This is a genomic window from Microbacterium shimangi, from assembly GCF_043556445.1.
Taxonomy (GTDB): domain Bacteria; phylum Actinomycetota; class Actinomycetes; order Actinomycetales; family Microbacteriaceae; genus Microbacterium.
Genome location: NZ_JBIGII010000003.1, coordinates 361,525 through 377,462, shown reverse-complemented (window position 1 = coordinate 377,462; position 15,938 = coordinate 361,525). Strand labels below are relative to the sequence as shown.

General features: G+C 69.4%; 16 protein-coding genes. 14 read left to right on the top strand and 2 right to left on the bottom strand.

The window, feature by feature from the left end:
• Window positions 1–63 precede the first annotated feature (63 nt).
• The 11 genes from ftsH to lysS are packed head-to-tail and all read left to right on the top strand — an operon-like array spanning window position 64 to window position 10,143.
• A complete protein-coding gene (gene ftsH, locus ACFXQA_RS03490; RefSeq protein ID WP_394518403.1) occupies window positions 64–2,067 on the top strand; it encodes an ATP-dependent zinc metalloprotease FtsH in 2,004 nt (667 codons plus the stop codon).
• Between the two features lie 9 nt (window positions 2,068–2,076).
• The gene (gene folE, locus ACFXQA_RS03485) at window positions 2,077–2,667 is read left to right on the top strand and encodes a GTP cyclohydrolase I (RefSeq protein WP_394518402.1); all 591 of its coding nucleotides are present in this window, start codon (window positions 2,077–2,079) and stop codon (window positions 2,665–2,667) included.
• Window positions 2,664–3,500, top strand: a complete 837-nt coding sequence (gene folP, locus ACFXQA_RS03480; protein WP_394518401.1) for a dihydropteroate synthase — start codon at window positions 2,664–2,666, stop codon at window positions 3,498–3,500. The genes folE and folP overlap by 4 nt, the downstream gene beginning before the upstream one ends.
• Window positions 3,488–3,895: a dihydroneopterin aldolase gene (gene folB, locus ACFXQA_RS03475; RefSeq protein WP_394518400.1), complete on the top strand. Its 408-nt coding sequence runs from the start codon at window positions 3,488–3,490 to the stop codon at window positions 3,893–3,895. The genes folP and folB overlap by 13 nt, the downstream gene beginning before the upstream one ends.
• A complete protein-coding gene (folK, locus tag ACFXQA_RS03470) occupies window positions 3,892–4,413 on the top strand; it encodes a 2-amino-4-hydroxy-6-hydroxymethyldihydropteridine diphosphokinase (protein WP_394518399.1) in 522 nt (173 codons plus the stop codon). Before folB ends, folK begins: the two co-directional genes overlap by 4 nt.
• The gene (locus ACFXQA_RS03465) at window positions 4,410–4,895 is read left to right on the top strand and encodes a DUF3180 domain-containing protein (protein ID WP_394518398.1); all 486 of its coding nucleotides are present in this window, start codon (window positions 4,410–4,412) and stop codon (window positions 4,893–4,895) included. Before folK ends, ACFXQA_RS03465 begins: the two co-directional genes overlap by 4 nt.
• On the top strand, window positions 4,849–5,442 hold the full coding sequence (locus ACFXQA_RS03460; RefSeq protein WP_394518397.1) for a PH domain-containing protein: 594 nt from the start codon (window positions 4,849–4,851) through the stop codon (window positions 5,440–5,442). Before ACFXQA_RS03465 ends, ACFXQA_RS03460 begins: the two co-directional genes overlap by 47 nt.
• Entirely contained in the window at window positions 5,439–7,010 is a 1,572-nt protein-coding gene (locus ACFXQA_RS03455; RefSeq protein ID WP_394518396.1) for a PH domain-containing protein, read from the top strand. The genes ACFXQA_RS03460 and ACFXQA_RS03455 overlap by 4 nt, the downstream gene beginning before the upstream one ends.
• Entirely contained in the window at window positions 7,007–7,735 is a 729-nt protein-coding gene (locus tag ACFXQA_RS03450; protein WP_394518395.1) for a Rossmann-like and DUF2520 domain-containing protein, read from the top strand. Before ACFXQA_RS03455 ends, ACFXQA_RS03450 begins: the two co-directional genes overlap by 4 nt.
• Window positions 7,732–8,595 carry a 4-phosphopantoate--beta-alanine ligase gene (locus ACFXQA_RS03445; RefSeq protein ID WP_394518394.1) on the top strand — a complete coding sequence of 288 codons (864 nt, stop codon included), beginning with the start codon at window positions 7,732–7,734 and terminating at the stop codon, window positions 8,593–8,595. The genes ACFXQA_RS03450 and ACFXQA_RS03445 overlap by 4 nt, the downstream gene beginning before the upstream one ends.
• Before the next feature lie 42 nt (window positions 8,596–8,637).
• A complete protein-coding gene (gene lysS / locus ACFXQA_RS03440) occupies window positions 8,638–10,143 on the top strand; it encodes a lysine--tRNA ligase (RefSeq protein WP_394518393.1) in 1,506 nt (501 codons plus the stop codon).
• A gap of 21 nt (window positions 10,144–10,164) precedes the next feature.
• On the opposite strand, the gene ACFXQA_RS03435 is transcribed toward lysS, so the two are convergent.
• Window positions 10,165–11,328 carry a DUF4192 family protein gene (locus ACFXQA_RS03435; RefSeq protein WP_394518392.1) on the bottom strand — a complete coding sequence of 388 codons (1,164 nt, stop codon included), beginning with the start codon at window positions 11,326–11,328 and terminating at the stop codon, window positions 10,165–10,167.
• Between the two features lie 115 nt (window positions 11,329–11,443).
• Here ACFXQA_RS03435 and ACFXQA_RS03430 point away from each other — a divergent pair, with 115 nt between their 5' ends.
• Both ACFXQA_RS03430 and cls read left to right on the top strand, forming a co-directional pair.
• The gene (locus ACFXQA_RS03430; RefSeq protein ID WP_394518391.1) at window positions 11,444–11,641 is read left to right on the top strand and encodes a hypothetical protein; all 198 of its coding nucleotides are present in this window, start codon (window positions 11,444–11,446) and stop codon (window positions 11,639–11,641) included.
• A gap of 50 nt (window positions 11,642–11,691) precedes the next feature.
• The gene (gene cls, locus ACFXQA_RS03425) at window positions 11,692–13,155 is read left to right on the top strand and encodes a cardiolipin synthase (RefSeq protein ID WP_394518390.1); all 1,464 of its coding nucleotides are present in this window, start codon (window positions 11,692–11,694) and stop codon (window positions 13,153–13,155) included.
• Window positions 13,156–13,176: 21 nt separating this feature from the next.
• Here cls and ACFXQA_RS03420 read toward each other — a convergent pair whose 3' ends face one another.
• Window positions 13,177–14,478 (bottom strand): hemolysin family protein, encoded by a 1,302-nt coding sequence (locus ACFXQA_RS03420; protein ID WP_394518389.1) that lies wholly within the window; start codon window positions 14,476–14,478, stop codon window positions 13,177–13,179.
• A 370-nt stretch (window positions 14,479–14,848) separates the two neighbouring features.
• Here ACFXQA_RS03420 and ACFXQA_RS03415 point away from each other — a divergent pair, with 370 nt between their 5' ends.
• Window positions 14,849–15,808, top strand: coding sequence for an endonuclease domain-containing protein (locus ACFXQA_RS03415; RefSeq protein ID WP_394518388.1), 960 nt, complete (start codon window positions 14,849–14,851; stop codon window positions 15,806–15,808).
• Window positions 15,809–15,938 lie beyond the last annotated feature (130 nt).

Genomic DNA, 15,938 nt, shown 5'->3' with positions numbered 1-15,938 from the left:
ACCCTGATTCAACCGTATTACCGGTGGAATCCCGACGAAAGGGCCCGGGCGTCGCCCCGCACCATGGACTTCAAGAAGCTCACGCGCAACCCCATCCTGTACATCGTCGTGATCGGGTTGCTTCTTCTGGTCGGCTTCTGGCTCATCACGAGCCTCAACGGCGCCCGTCAGGTCTCGACGCAAGAGGGCCTCGAGCTGCTCAAGGGCGACACCGTCAGCGAAGCCACGACCACCGACGGTGATCAGCGCGTCGATCTGACGCTCAGCGAACCCTACGAGGGTGCCAACGAGGTGCAGTTCTACTACGTCTCGGCCCGCGCGCTCGAGGTCGTCGACGCGATCAACACCTCGAACCCGGCCGACGGCTACGACGATGTCGTTCCGCAGCCGTCGTTCTTCGACGGCATCCTGTCGCTGCTCATCCCCCTGATCCTGCTCGGCCTGCTCTTCTGGTTCCTGCTCTCCAGTGCGCAGGGCGGCGGCAACAAGGTGATGCAGTTCGGCAAGTCGCGAGCGAAGCTCGTCTCGAAAGAGAGCCCGACCGTCACATTCCAAGACGTCGCGGGCGCCGAAGAGGCGATCGAAGAGCTCGAAGAGATCAAGGACTTCCTGAAGGACCCCGCGCGCTTCATGGCGGTGGGCGCCCGCATCCCGAAGGGCGTGCTCCTGTACGGCCCTCCCGGAACGGGTAAGACACTGCTCGCTCGCGCCGTCGCAGGCGAGGCCGGTGTGCCCTTCTACTCGATCTCGGGTTCGGACTTCGTCGAGATGTTCGTGGGCGTCGGTGCGAGCCGTGTGCGCGACCTGTTCAACCAGGCCAAGGAGAGCGCGCCCGCGATCATCTTCATCGACGAGATCGACGCGGTCGGTCGCCACCGCGGTGCCGGCATGGGCGGCGGTCACGACGAGCGCGAGCAGACGCTGAACCAGATGCTCGTCGAGATGGACGGCTTCGACCCCAAGGCGAACGTCATCGTCATCGCGGCCACGAACCGTCCCGACATCCTCGACCCGGCCCTGCTGCGTCCCGGCCGTTTCGACCGGCAGATCGGCGTCGACGCTCCCGACCTCAAGGGTCGGCAGCGCATCCTCGAGGTGCACGGGCGCGGCAAGCCCCTCGCCGACGGCGTCGATCTCGAGGTCGTCGCCCGAAAGACCCCCGGTTTCACCGGTGCCGACCTCGCGAACGTCTTGAACGAGGCCGCCCTGCTGACGGCGCGCTCCAATGCGCAGCTCATCGACAACCGCGCCCTCGACGAGGCGATCGACCGCGTGCTCGCCGGTCCCCAGCGACGGACCCGCGTGATGCGGGACAAAGAGAAGCTCATCACGGCCTACCACGAGGGCGGACACGCGCTCGCGGCGGCGGCGATGAACCACACCGACCCCGTCACGAAGGTCACGATCCTGCCGCGCGGCAAAGCGCTCGGCTACACGATGGTGCTGCCGCTCGACGACAAGTACTCGATCACCCGCAACGAGCTGCAGGACCAGCTCGCCTACGCCATGGGTGGCCGCGTCGCCGAAGAGGTCGTGTTCCACGACCCCACCACGGGCGCGTCGAACGACATCGAGAAGGCGACCAACATCGCCCGCAAGATGGTCACCGAGTACGGCATGACCACCGACGTCGGCCCCGTGAAGCTCGGTGCGTCGTCGGGCGAGGTCTTCATGGGCCGCGACATGGGTCACGGCCGCGACTTCTCGGAGCGCGTCGCCGAGCGCGTCGACGCCGAGGTGCGGGCGCTCATCGAGCAGGCCCACAACGAGGCCTACGAGGTCATCAACGCGAACCGTCACATCCTCGATCGCCTCGCTCTCGCTCTTCTCGAGAAAGAGACGCTCGACCACCTCGAGCTCGCCGAGATCTTCACCGACATCACGCGGCTCCCGCCGCGCCCGCAGTGGCTGTCTTCGGACGGTCGCCCGGTGTCGGCTCAGCCGCCCGTCGACGTGCCCCGCCGCGCGCAGCCCGCGGGCATCGCGGCGTCGGCCGAGGCCGAGGTGCAGACCGAGAAGGCCCCGCGTCGCCAGCCGAGCGGACAGGCTCGACCGGCGACCGCGTAGGTCGCGCCGATGACCGTCGACCGGGCGCGGGTGGGCGCGCTCGTGCGCGAGCTGCTCGAAGCGATCGGCGAAGACCCGGATCGGCCGGGGCTTCGGCAGACGCCGGAACGGGTCGCTGACGCCTACGGGGAGTTCTTCGCCGGAGTGGGGCAGGATGCTGCGGCGCCTCTCTCCCGGACGATCTCGGTCTCGCGGGGTCCGGCCCCCGAGACCCTCCCGTCGGGTGCCGTGATGCTTCGCGGCGTCGACTTCCGCTCGATCTGCGAGCATCACCTGCTGCCGTTCCGCGGTGTCGCGCATCTCGCCTACCTCCCCGGCGAGCAGGTCGTCGGGCTCGGCGCGCTCTCGCAGGTCGTCGAGATCCTCGCCGCACGGCCGCAGGTGCAGGAGCGCCTCGGTGAGCAGATCGCCGACACCATCGCCGCATCGCTCGATGCCCGGGGGGTGCTGGTGGTGCTCGACGCTTCGCACGAGTGCGTCACGATGCGCGGCTCGCGGCAGAAAGACGCCACGACCGTCACGATCGCGGCGCGCGGCGAACTCGCCGAGCCGGCGGCGCGCGCAGAGCTGATCGCTCTGATCGAAGGGCGCACCCCATGACGCTGATCATGGGCATCGTGAACGTCACCCCCGACTCGTTCAGCGACGGGGGGCGCTACGTCGATCCCGACGTCGCGATCGCGCACGGCCTGCGTCTGCGCGCCGAGGGCGCCGACATCCTCGACATCGGCGGCGAGTCCACCCGCCCGGGCGCCCAGCGGGTCGCCTCCCGCGTCGAACAGGAGCGGGTCCTTCCGGTGATCGCAGCGCTCGCCGCATCCGGCGCGCTCGTGAGCATCGACACGCTCAACGCCGACACCGCCACGGCGGCGGTCGCAGCCGGTGCGCGCATCGTCAACGACGTGTCGGGGGGACTGGCCGACCCGGCGATGCTGGCGGCGGTCGCCGCGACGGACGCCGACCTCGTGCTGGGGCACTGGCGCGGCCCGTCGTCCGACATGTACGCCCGCGCGGAGTACTCCGACCTCGTCCGGGAGGTGTCGGAAGAACTGCTCGCCCGGGTCGAGGCGGCGGCCGCTGCGGGCATCCCGCCGTCGCGGGTCGTCGTCGATCCGGGCATCGGATTCGGCAAACGTGGGCCGCAGAACTGGGAGACCCTCCGAGGGCTTCCACAGCTGGCGGCGCTCGGTCGCCGGATCGTCGTCGGGACGAGTCGAAAAGGCTTCTTCAGCGATGCGCTCGGCGCCGAGGCATCCGTCGCGCGTCGAGATCTGGCGACCGCGGTCACGAGCGTGCTCGCCGCACGCGACGGCGCGTGGGCCGTGCGTGTGCACGACGTCGCCTCGACCCGCGACGCGCTCCGCGTCGCCGCACTCTGGTCGGGCGAGCATCCGTCCGGCGACGAACCCCGGGAGGGAACATGGACCCCGTAGACGAGATCACCCTGACCGGCGTGCGCGCCTGGGGGCACCACGGTGTCTACGACGACGAGCGCGCCGCAGGACAGGAGTTCGTGGTCGACCTGACACTGCACATCGACACCGCGCCGGCCGCGGCATCCGATGACGTCGCCGACACCGTGCACTACGGCGAACTCGCCGAACGCATCGTCTCGCTCGTCGGGGCCGAACCGGTGAACCTGCTCGAGACCCTCGCCGCACGGATCGCGGGCGACGCGCTCGCCGACCCTCGCGTCGAACAGGCCGTGGTCACGGTGCACAAACCCTCGGCCCCCATCACGGTGCCCTTCGGCGACGTCTCGGTCACGATCCGGCGATCGCGACCTGCGCCGCGCGCCGTTCCCTTCGGCTTCGGCGTGACGCCGTGACCGATTTCGCCGAAGAGTCCGCGACCCCCGGGCGCCCTCGCCCCGCCGTCGCGGTCGTCGCCCTGGGGGCGAACCTCGGTGACCGCGAGAAGACGCTCGAGGCGGCGCTGTCCGACCTCGCCCAGCTGCCCCTGACCGACCGCGTCCGCGCATCGGCGGTCATGGAAACGGTCGCCGTGACGACGAAGGGCCCGGATGAGTCGGCGCCCCGCTTCCTCAACTCGGTAGCACTGGTCGCAACGCGACTCGCCCCGTCGGTGCTGCTGGGGTACCTGCACCAGATCGAGGCGCAGCACGGCCGCGACCGGGGTGAGAGATGGGCGGCCCGCACGCTCGATCTCGACCTCATCTCGTACGGAGATGTCATCTCGGACGACGCGCGGCTGATCCTGCCGCATCCGCGGGCCGCTGAGCGCGAGTTCGTCCTCGCCCCGTGGCGCGAGGTCGACCCCGCCGCAGACCTCCCCGGCGTCGGACCCGTCGACGCCGTGCTCGAGGCGCTGCGGGGGGCTCGGTGAAGCGCACCGGCGCGGGCATTCTGGCGGCGGCGCTCGCGGTCGGAATCGTCGCGGGCTTCGTGGTCGACACCGCCCTCAGCTCCGCGGGACGCGCGACGTTCTCGCCGTCGGTCTCGCTTCCGATCCTGCTGCTCCTGGTCGGCGCGGTGGTGCTCGCTCTCGCGGTTCCCATCCGGCGTGCGACGCGGGGTCGAGCGACCGGTCCGGTCAATCCTTTCCGTGCGCTGCGGATCGCGGTGCTCGCCAAAGCGTCGAGCATCGTCGGAGCCGCTGTCGGCGGGTTCGCGCTCGGTCTGCTGCTCTTCGTGCTGACCCGCCCGGTCACGCCCTCGGTAGGCTCGATGGGCGCGGCGATCGCCACGGCGATCTGCGGTGGCATCCTCATCGCGGCGGCACTCGTGGCCGAGCACCTGTGCACGATCCGGAAGGACGACGATGACGAACAACCCGGAGGCGACTCCGCCGGTGTCGACGCCCGCTGAGCCGACCGCGCATCCCGATCCACTGGACGAACGCACCTTCTCGCGCGTCATCGAACCGCGTGGCGCTGCGCGGCTTCCGCTGGGCGACGGCACGTGGCACCAGTTGGCGCGAGCCTACGTGTGGGTGCAGATCATCTCGACCGGCACGATGACACTGCTGGTTCTGGTCGCGGCGGTCGCCCTGCAGCTCTGGTTGCAGCAGACGTGGGTGTGGATCCCCGCGGGCATCATCCTCCTGATCTGTCTCTGGTCGCTCGCGATCACGCCCCGACAGGCGCGGTCGTACGGCTACCAGTTGCGTCGCGACGACCTCGTCTTCCGCCGCGGCATCCTCTGGCAGCGCATGGTCGCGGTGCCGTACGGCCGGATGCAGCTGATCGACATCACCCACGGGCCACTCGACCGCGGGTTCGGCATCGCGCAGTTGAAGCTCGTGACCGCGGCCGCGGCCACCGGGGTGACGATCCCCGGGCTCACCCAGAAGGCCGCGGAGAGCCTGCGCGACACACTGGTCGACGTGGCCGAGACCCGCCGGACCGGTCTGTGAGCGAAGCATCCGCGCCCCCGGCCGCCGAGGTGCGCTCGCCGCTGAGCGACGGCGAATGGCACCGGATGCATCCGCTGACTCCGCTGCTGCGCGGGGGGCTGTTCCTCCTCGTGATCGCGGGTATCGCGATCGCGAACCTCCGCGAGCGCCTGGTCGAGTGGGCGATCCCCGCCTTCGCGCCCGAACTCGGCGACGGTGAATACGCACCCGACCCGTTCGACTACCTCGTGAGCCGCAACCTCCTGGTCGTCGCCCTCCTGATCGTCGTCGGGGCCGTCGTCGTGCTCATGCTCCTCTTCTCGCTCTCGTGGCGGTTCCACACGTTCCGCATCACCGACGACGACGTCGAGGTGCGCTCGGGAGTGCTGTTCCGCACCCACCGACGCGCCCCGCTCGACCGTGTGCAGGGCGTGAACCTGGTGCGGCCCCTGGTCGCGCGACTGCTCGGCATGGCGAAGCTCGAGGTGGTGGGCGCCGGCACAGATGCGAACGTGAAACTCGAGTACCTGTCGACCACGAACGCCGAGACGATCCGCTCCGACATCCTGCGGCTCGCATCGGGACGACGGCTCGGCGACGGGCACGCGGCCTCGCGCGCCGGCGGCACCCGCGCGCAGCAGGTCGCATCGGTCGTGGGCGCGGGCATCACCGGCCTCGTCGACGGCGATGACCAGCGAGACGTGGAGCCCGCATCGGTCGTCCACATCCCGACCGGTCGCCTCATCGCCTCGCGCCTGCTGAGCGGAACGACCCTGATGCTGCTCGCCCTCATCGCGGCGATCGTCGTCGGGGCCGTCGTCGGTACGCCCTGGGTGCTGTTCTCGGTCATCCCGGCCTTCCTCGGGTTCGGCGCGTACTACGTGCGGTCGGTGACCCGCTCGCTGCGCTACTCGATCGCCCCGCTCCCGAGCGGTACCCGCATCACCTTCGGTCTGTTCACGACGGTGAGCGAGACGCTGCCCCCCGGTCGGGTCCACGCCATCGAGATCCGGCAGTCGATCTTCTGGCGCCCGTTCGGATGGTGGTCGATCACCGTGAACCGCCTGTCGGGCCGTGCGTCCTCCGACACGACCGCCGATCAATTCACCACGGTGCTGCCCGTGGGCACCCGCGCCGACGTCGAACGGGTGCTGCGACTGCTCCTCCCCGCCCTCCCCGAGGAGGACTGGCCGTTCGTCTTCGACCAGGGCATCCTCGGACCGGTCGAGGGCGACCCCTACGCCACTACGCCGGGCCGCGCGCGCCTCCTGCGCCCGCTGTCATGGAAACGCAACGGCTACCTGCTGACGCGCGATGCGCTGTTCTTCCGTCGGGGATTCATCTGGCGGGCCCTCGGCATCTTCCCGCTGGCGCGCATGCAGAGCGTGGGGATCGCGCAGGGCCCGGTCGACCGGCTGCTCGGCGTCGTGAATCTGACCGCCCACGTCGTTCCCGGGAGCGTCACGGCGACGGTCGGCATCCTCGAGCGCGACGACGCGCTGCGCGGATTCCAGGATGCTGCGGCCGGCATCGTCGCCGCATCGGCCGGCGACCGCAGCCACCGGTGGGCCTCAGGGGGAACGGAATGAGCGGACCAGGAAGAGACGGGCGCCTCGGCGTCGGCATCGTCGGTGCGGGCAAGGTCGGGCCGGTCCTCGGTTCGGCGCTCGCCGGAGCGGGGCACGCGCTCGTGGGCATCACGTCGGGGTCGGACGACGACAGGGTCGAGGCCATCCTCCCCGGGGTTCCGGTGCTGACCGCCGACGAGGTCGTGCGTCGCAGCGAACTCGTCGTGATCGCAGTGCCGCACGACCAACTCCCCGGCCTGGTGGCCGGTCTCGCCGAGATCGGAGCCTGGCAACCCGGGCAGCTCGTCGTCCACACCGATGCCGCACACGGGATCGGGGTGCTCGAACCCGCCCTCCGCGCGGGCGCGATCCCGCTCGCGATCCACCCCGCGATCAGTTTCACGGGCACCTCGATCGATCTGCGACAGCTCAGCCAGTCGTATGCGGCCGTCACCGCCCCCGCCCCGGTGCTGCCGATCGCGCAAGCGCTCGCGGTCGAGCTCGGCTGCGAGCCGGTGGTCATCGCCGACGCCGACCGACAGGCCTACGCCGAGGCGATCTCGACCGCCACGGAGTTCTCCCGCTCGATCGTGCGTCAGGCGGCGGGGCTCCTCAGCGACCTCGGGGTCGACAATGCCGGCGGCTACCTGTCCGCGCTCGTGCGGTCGACGGTCGACCAGGCGCTGGCCGAGGGCGCGCCCGGGCGCCGCGACCCGTTCGACGCGGCGGCTACGATCGACGAATGATCAGCACCATCGACGGGCTGCGCTCCCGTCTAGCCGAGCTCCGGTCGGGCAGCGGCCGCGCCGACGGCCGCGGCGCCGCGTCGGTCGCTCTCGTCTCGACCCTCGGTGCCCTCCACGACGGCCACGTCGATCTCATCCGACTCGCCCGCGAGCGCGCCGACATCGTGGTCGTGACCTCGTTCGTGAACCCGCTCCGCTTCCGCGCCCGTACCGACGTCGAGGCGTATCCGCAGCGGCGCCCCGAAGACGACGCGCTTCTCGTCTCGCTCGGGGTCGATGCGGTGTTCACCCCGACCGCGGCAGAGCTCCTCCCCGCGGGCATCGGAACGATGCGCGTCGCCGCGGGCGACCTGGGTCTGCGGTACGAGGGACGCACCCGGCCGTTCTACTTCGATGGCCTGCTGACGGTGGAGGCCATCCTCTTCCACCTGGTGAAGCCCGACGTCGCGGTGTACGGCGAGCGAGATCTGCAGCGGATCTTCCTCGTCCGCCGCATGAGCCGCGAGCTCTTCTTCGACGTCGACGTGGCCACCGTCCCGACGGTTCGCAGCGACGACGGCCTACCGTTCTCCAGTCGGGTGGCCCTCCTCGAACCCGCCGACCGCCGCGCGGCGGCTCTTCTGCCTCGAGCTCTCGAAGCCGCCGCGTCGAACGCGGATCGCGGAGTCGACGCCTGCATCGCCGCCGCCCAGTCGTCGCTGATGGGCGAAGAGCGCATCAGGCTCGAGTACCTCAACGTCGTCGACCCCGCGACCTTCCTCCCGGTCGATGAAGGACACAGCGGGAGGGCGTTCGCGCTGATCGCGGCGACCGTCGCCGGGCACCGCTTCATCGACAACGCCGAGATCTCGCTTCCCTGACCCCTCCGAGGCCGGCCCGGCGGGCTCGGTAGGATCGAAGGCATGACAGACGCCCCCGAACTGCCCGAAGACGACGTCATCGAGCAGAAGGCGGTCCGTCTGGTGAAGCGTGAGCGGCTCCTGTCGGAGCGCGCGGATGCTGCGGGCGGTCCCTACCCGGTCGAGGTGCCCGTCACCGACACCATCCCGGCGCTGCGCCAGCGCTATGTCGCACTCGAGGCCGGCGACGAGACCGGTGACACGGCCGCCGTGGCCGGACGCGTCGTCTTCAGCCGGAACACCGGCAAGCTCTGCTTCGCTTCCCTCCAGTCGGGCGACGGCAGCCGTATCCAGGCCATGGTGTCGCTCGCCGTCGTCGGCGAGGAATCCCTGCAGGCGTGGAAAGAACTCGTCGACCTCGGCGACCACGTGTACGTCTCGGGACAGGTCATCTCGAGCCGCCGCGGCGAGTTGTCGATCATGGTCTCGGAGTGGCGGATCGCGTCGAAAGCGCTCCTGCCGCTCCCGAACCTGCATTCCGAGCTGAGCGAGGAGAGCCGGGTGCGCAGCCGGTTCCTCGACCTCATCGTGCGCGACCGTGCGCGAGAGACCGTGCTCGCACGTGCCAAGGTGAACGCGAGCCTGCGGCAGACGTTCACCGGCTACGACTTCGTCGAGGTCGAGACGCCCATGCTGCAGGTGCAGCACGGTGGCGCGAGCGCCCGCCCCTTCATCACGCGCTCCAACGCCTTCGACACCGAGTTGTTCCTGCGCATCGCGCCCGAGCTGTTCCTGAAGCGCGCCGTCGTCGGCGGCATCGACCGTGTCTTCGAGATCAACCGCAACTTCCGCAACGAGGGCGCCGACTCCACCCACAGCCCGGAGTTCGCGATGCTCGAGGCCTACCAGTCGTACTCCGACTACAACGGCATCGCCGATCTCACCCAGGAGCTCGTGCAGAACGCGGCGATCGCGGTGGCCGGGTCGACGACCGTGACCTGGGCCGACGGCACCGAGTACGACCTGGGCGGGCAGTGGGACCGCATCTCGATGTACGGCTCGCTCTCCGACGCATCCGGACACGCCATCACCCCCGAGACATCGATCGACGACCTCCGAGCGCTCGCGGCCGCGTCCGGCGTCGATGAGCCGGCGCATCCGACGCACGGCAAGTGGGTCGAAGAACTGTGGGAGCACTTCGTCAAGCCTTCGCTGACCCGCCCCACCTTCGTCATGGACTTCCCCGTCGACACGAGCCCGCTCGTCCGCGAGCACCGTTCGAGGGCCGGGGTCGTCGAGAAGTGGGACCTCTACGTCCGCGGCTTCGAGCTCGCCACCGGGTACTCCGAGCTGGTCGATCCCGTGATCCAGCGCGAGCGGTTCGTCGAGCAGGCGCAGCTCGGCGCCCGCGGTGATGTCGAAGCCATGCGGATCGACGAAGAGTTCCTCCGGGCGCTCGAGCACGGCATGCCCCCGACCGGCGGTATGGGGATGGGCATCGACCGGCTCCTCATGGCGATCACCGGGCTCGGGATCCGCGAGACCATCCTCTTCCCGCTCGTGAAGTGACCCGCGTGGGGGCCACCCGATTCAGATCACCCGGGTGAGGGTTCCCCGCGGGACCGGCCGTTCGAAGACCCACTCGGGCAGGTGGGCGTTGGTGACGAAGGTCATCACGATCTGGCTGAGGCCGTGTTCGGGTTCGATCGCCAACGCCGCCTCGGCATAGCCGGCCGCGTGGGTCGAGCGCCCCGACGCCCAGGAGAGCCACGCGCAGGCCGCCAGCACCCCCGGCCGGTCGGCGCGGGGCATGACGGCGGCCACCCGTCGGGCGAGTTCGAGCGCGCGGGCCAGGCGGTCGGGGTCGGGGCGCGGCCCCTCACCCCACATGGATGAGGCGAGAGCGGCCGGATACTCCTCCCCCTCCTGCCACCTCACCTGAGCCTCGGCGGCCTCGTCGCCGGCATCGAGGTCTCGGCACCACTGCGTCAGAGCGATGTCGCGGAGCGCCGGACGCATGAGCGACCAGCCGAGAGCCGCCGCCTGGAACGGGTCGAGGCCCGCCGGGTCCCAGTCGAGGGCGTCTTCGAGCAGCAGCGGGAGGTCGTCGAGCGCCTCCGCGGCGGCGAGGGCACGAGGGTCGACCCGTGCGGGGTCGTCGGGGGAGTCGGGATCGGCCCAGGTCTCGTGCCGCAGCATCGACACCGCGTGCGAGAGATCGTGGAGCGCTCGGCCCACGCGCTCCTTCTCGACGAGATCGACCAGCGGCAGGGCCGCACCGCCCGTCTGATCGCCGGAGCGGAGGGGCAGTTCCGTGAGCTCGGCGCGGTCCAGACGCAGTTCTGCGAGCCCACGCCCCTCGTCGGGGCACGTGGGGTCGAGGTAGGAGCCCCACCCGTCCGCCGCGACGCAGAGCGCATCGCGCACCTCGAGACCGCAGATGTCGGCCCGGGTCAGCAGGGCGCTCATCAGTCGATCGTGGGGGAGCCCGTCGGTCTCGCCGAACGTGGCGTCGGTGTAGACGACCGGCGCCAGTGCGTCGGCGGTCGCTATCCGGCACACGAGACCGACGAAGGTCGAGGCGAAACGCTCGACGTCGTCGTGGTCATCCGGCAGGTCGAGTCGCATGACGCCGAGCGTGCGGTTGCCCGCGAACGGCACGAGGACGAGGCTCCGGGTCGGCGAGAAGCCAGCCAGACGAGGGACGAGCGCGAGGAAATCGGCGGCGGTGGCGGCCTGGAAGATCGTGGTCATGACTCTACGGTCGAGGCCGCAGCATCCGTTCGACGGGAATCGTCGAGGGGTGTGGATGGGTGCTTTCTCGACCCCGGTTGGGGAGGAGCCGTCGTTCCGCGCGTATCCTTGAGGAGTGGACCCTTACGCCGCCGCAGTGATCTGGTCGCTTCTGCCGACCCTCGTGGTGTCGGTCGTGTTCTACTTCGTGCTCCGCGGAATCATCCGCATGGACCGCACGGAACGCAAGGTCTACGCGAAGATCGAGGCGCAAGAGCGTGCCAAGCGCGGCCTCGACCCCGCCGTGACGTCGGCGACGAGCACCGACCGCTGATTCCCGCCTCCCCACTACGCTGAGGTCCACCAGCGCGGGGGAGGATTCGGATGAGCATCACCTTCGATGCGACGTGGTGGGTCCTGACGCTCTTCGTGGTCGACACGATCATCCGCGTGGCGGCGATCATCATCGTCCCCCGCAACCGGCGCCCGACGGCGGCCATGGCGTGGCTGCTGGCGATCTACTTCATTCCGTTCGTGGGCGTGCTGCTCTTCCTCCTCATCGGCAACCCGCGGCTGCCCCGCAAGTTCCGCCGCAAGCAGGCAGCCGTCAACGAGTACCTGCACGACACGAGTGCTTCGCTCGACTTCGGCACGCTGCTCCCCGACGCCCCGCCCTGGTTCACCGATCTCGTGACGCTCAACCGCAACCTCGGTGCGATGCCGCTCGCCGGCGACAACGACGCGCGGATCATCCACCACTACCAGCAGAGTCTCGACGAAATGGCCGCCGCCATCCGTCAGGCCCAGCGCTACGTGCACGTCGAGTTCTACATCCTGCAATCGGATGCCGCGACCGACAACTTCTTCCGAGCACTCGAAGAAGTCGCCGCGCGCGGCGTGGTCGTCCGGGTGCTGCTCGATCACTGGGCCAACCGCGGCAAGCCCTTCTACAAGACGACCCTCCGCCGCCTCGACGCGATGGGCGCGCGGTGGCACCTGCTCCTGCCGGTGATGCCGTTGAAGGGCAGGTATCAGCGGCCCGACCTGCGCAACCACCGCAAGCTGCTGGTGGTCGACGGCGACGTCGCGTTCATGGGTTCGCAGAACGTCACGGATTCGACGTACAACCTGCCGAAGAACATCCGCCGCGGCCTCCACTGGGTCGACCTCATGGTGCGGGTGGAAGGGCCGGTGGTCGCCAGCATCAATGCGGTGTTCCTGTCGGATTGGTACAGCGAGACCGACGAGATCCTCACCGAAGAGATCGACCTCTTCAGCGTGCAGACCGGCCCGGGCGACCTGGACTGCCAGATCGTGCCGTCGGGCCCCGGGTTCGCGTATCAGAACAACCTCAAGCTCTTCCTCGGTCTGCTGCTCTCAGCGCGCGAGAAGATCATCATCGTCAGCCCGTACTTCGTTCCCGACGAGTCGATGCTGCTCGCCATCACGACCGCCTGTCAGAAGGGCGTGCACGTCGAGTTGTTCGTGTCGGAAGAGGGCGACCAGGCCATGGTCTATCACGCCCAGCGCAGCTACTACGAGGCGCTCCTCCGGGCAGGCGTGAAGATCTGGATGTACCAACGGCCGTACATCCTCCACTCCAAGAGCCTCACGATCGACGACGAGGTCGCGATCATCGGTTCGAGCAATATGGACATGCGTTCGTTCGGCCTGAATCTCGAGATCACCATGATGGTGCGCGGAGACGACTTCGTTCGCGATCTGCATGCCGTCGAAGACATGTACCGCGAACTCAGCCGGGAGCTCACCCGCGAGGAGTGGCGGGGGCAGCCGCTGCGGTCCACGGTGCTCGACAACCTGGCACGGCTCACCTCCGCGTTGCAGTAGCGCGCCGCATCCGGCCCGCCGTCACCTCTCGGCGGGTTCACCCTCTGCCTCGGCCCGGATGACGGCGACCTCGGCGACGCGGCGGCGTTCCATCGCCTGCACCCGCAGCGTCGCGTCAGGAAGCGCGATCGTGTCGCCGACGACCGGGATGCGGCCGAGCCGATCCATCACGAAGCCGGCGAGGGTGTCGTACGTGCCGCGCTCGAGTTCGATGCCGGACGCCTCCTCGAAGTCCTGCAGATTCAGGCGTCCGTCGAACGCGCCGTCCGTCTGATCGCCGGGCTGGGCACCGGCTTCGATGTCGTACTCGTCGAAGATCTCGCCGACGACCTCCTCGACCAGATCTTCGAGGGTGATGATCCCGTCGGTGCCGCCGTACTCATCGACGACGACGGCGATGTGGAGCTCGTGGGCGCGCATCTTCGTCAGCGCGGGGAGCACCCGCGACGTGGAGGGGAGGTACTCGATGGTGCGCGCGATCTGCGAGACGGCCCGCGTGGCGTCGGTCGAGGCTGCCTCGTACAGGTCGCGGACGTGCACGAAACCGACGATGTCGTCGATCGAGGAGTCGGTGATCGGGTAGCGCGAGTACGGCAGGTGTTGGACGCGCGCCATGGCCTCGGAGATGGGCAGGTCGATGTCGAGCGCGATGACCTCGAGCCGCGGGCGCATCACCTCGCTGAGCTGCCGATCGCGCAGCGACAGTACGTCATCGAGGATGCGGCGTTCGTCCTCCGGAAGCCCCTCGTGGCTCGAGACCATGTCTCGCAGTTCTTCCTCCGTCATCTCGTCGGCGCTCTTGTTCGGGTCGCCGCCGAGCAGGCGCACGACCGCGTTCGTCGAGACCGACAGCAGCCAGATGACCGGGCGCATGAGAACCGCGAAACCGCTGAGCACGGGGGCCGCGGCATAGGCGAACTGCGCGTTCCGCTGGATGGCGAGGCGCTTGGGTGCGAGCTCGCCGAGGACGAGGGAGAAGTAGGCGATCACCAGTGTGAGGAGGATCGTCGACACCCCGCCCGCGACGTCGGCGGGCACCCCGATCGCGACGAAGACCGGTTCGAGGTAGGGCGAGATCGATGACGCCCCGTAGGCGGCCGAGAGGAACCCGGCGACGGTGACGCCGATCTGCACCGCCGAGAGGAAGGTGTTGGGATTGCGCGCGAGCGCGGCGACTTTCTCGCCGCGCTTTCCGCGCGCGCCGATGGCGTTCAGCTGACCCTCGCGGAGGGTCACGAGCGCCATCTCGGTGGCGGCGAAGACCCCGCCGATCAGCACGAAGACGAGAACGAGAACGATGTTGAAGATCAGCTCGCCGCTCATCGGGCGACTCCGATCGTCAGGGGTGCGCCCGAGAGGGCGCTGCGTCTATGGGAGTCCGAGTCTCGTTCCGCGCATCGATTCATGTCTCCACGCTATTCGCCGGGCTTGCCGGTTTTCCGAGGGTTCGCCGATAGCGGTCCCCGTTCCGGTTGCCCAGGTGTTCCGCTGTCACGAGTGGCGGGCGGCTCTCACCCTTTGCGGCAGGGGAGCAGCATCCGCTTGCCTGCCCTGTCACGAATGGTGGGTGGGTCTCACATTTCGTGACAGGGGAGCCGGCCGGCGTCTCCTCCCCAACGGGATGGGTGGGTGGGTTGTGCAGAGATGTGCGATCGGCCAGGTCGAGGCGCGGATGCTGCGCGACCTTAGCCCGATGAGACGCTCGAACTTGCTCGATGCCCTGGGGTCCCGATTCACGGTTGCGGACGCTTCTGCCGGCGGGGTTTCCCGCAGCCGGCTGCGGGCGAACGACTTGCGGCGGCCGTTCCACGCCGTGCGTTCCCGCGGGAGCCAGGCGTCGGGGTGGCTCACCCTCGACCGGTTCGGACTGGCGCGCGGCGCAGGGGAGCGGGCGCACCTGGAGCGAGCACTCGACTACGTGCCGAGGATGGCGGAGCACGAGTTCTTCTGCGGGGTGACCGCCGCAGTGGTGCAGGGGGTTCCGATTCCGTCGCATCTCCTCGATCGTCAGCTCGACGTCGCGGTCTTCGCGCCGCGACGGTTGCCGCGGAGCATCGGCGTGCGCGGGCACCAGGCATCGCCGTCGACCACGCGGGTGCACATCGACGCTGCGTCAGGACTCAGGGTGACGACCCCCGCGACGACCTGGGCGATGCTGGGGGCAGTGATCCAGCATCCGCACGATCTCATCGCCGCCGCTGACGCGATCGTGCGGGATTGGCGTGTGCCGGCGCCGCTCGCGACGGTCTCGCAGTTGCAGGCCGCTACGGACTCGGGTCGACGGGTGGGTGTCGGACGACTCCGCGTGGCGCTGCCCTTCGTTCGCACGCGATCGGCATCCCGGCCGGAATCCCGGTGCAGGCTCGTATTGATCAAGGCGGGGCTCCCCGAGCCCGAGTTGAACTACGACGTCTTCGAACGGGGTGTCTTCCTCGGGTGCGTCGACCTGGCGTACCCCGACCTGCGGATCGCGATCGAGTACGAGGGAGAGCATCACCTGCTCGATCCCGATCAGTGGGCGCGAGACATCGACCGCTACGACCGTTTGCGTGAGGCCGGCTGGATCGTGATCCGCGTCACGAAAGCCGAACTGTTCAGGTCGCCCTTCTCGTTGGCGAACCGGGTCCGCCGCGCGATCGCCGCACGCTCGTGAGATCGCGGTTCCGCTGTCGCAGTTGGCGACGTGGAACCACCACTCGTGACAGGGGAATCGGGATCGTCTGGGTCCCCTGTCACGAATGGTGGCTCGCACCCGCCGTTTGCGACAGGGGAACAAGGACGGG

Excerpts from the sequence above, each read along its gene's own strand:
- ACFXQA_RS03445 (WP_394518394.1), top strand. The coding sequence starts at position 7,732 with ATGATCAGCACCATCGACGGGCTGCGCTCCCGTCTAGCCGAGCTCCGG.
- folE (WP_394518402.1), top strand. The coding sequence starts at position 2,077 with ATGACCGTCGACCGGGCGCGGGTGGGCGCGCTCGTGCGCGAGCTGCTC.
- ACFXQA_RS03450 (WP_394518395.1), top strand. The coding sequence starts at position 7,007 with ATGAGCGGACCAGGAAGAGACGGGCGCCTCGGCGTCGGCATCGTCGGT.
- ACFXQA_RS03460 (WP_394518397.1), top strand. The coding sequence starts at position 4,849 with ATGACGAACAACCCGGAGGCGACTCCGCCGGTGTCGACGCCCGCTGAG.
- cls (WP_394518390.1), top strand. The coding sequence starts at position 11,692 with ATGAGCATCACCTTCGATGCGACGTGGTGGGTCCTGACGCTCTTCGTG.
- ACFXQA_RS03420 (WP_394518389.1), bottom strand. The coding sequence starts at position 14,478 with ATGAGCGGCGAGCTGATCTTCAACATCGTTCTCGTTCTCGTCTTCGTG.
- ftsH (WP_394518403.1), top strand. The coding sequence starts at position 64 with ATGGACTTCAAGAAGCTCACGCGCAACCCCATCCTGTACATCGTCGTG.
- folB (WP_394518400.1), top strand. The coding sequence starts at position 3,488 with ATGGACCCCGTAGACGAGATCACCCTGACCGGCGTGCGCGCCTGGGGG.
- ACFXQA_RS03415 (WP_394518388.1), top strand. The coding sequence starts at position 14,849 with ATGAGACGCTCGAACTTGCTCGATGCCCTGGGGTCCCGATTCACGGTT.
- ACFXQA_RS03435 (WP_394518392.1), bottom strand. The coding sequence starts at position 11,328 with ATGACCACGATCTTCCAGGCCGCCACCGCCGCCGATTTCCTCGCGCTC.
- folP (WP_394518401.1), top strand. The coding sequence starts at position 2,664 with ATGACGCTGATCATGGGCATCGTGAACGTCACCCCCGACTCGTTCAGC.
- lysS (WP_394518393.1), top strand. The coding sequence starts at position 8,638 with ATGACAGACGCCCCCGAACTGCCCGAAGACGACGTCATCGAGCAGAAG.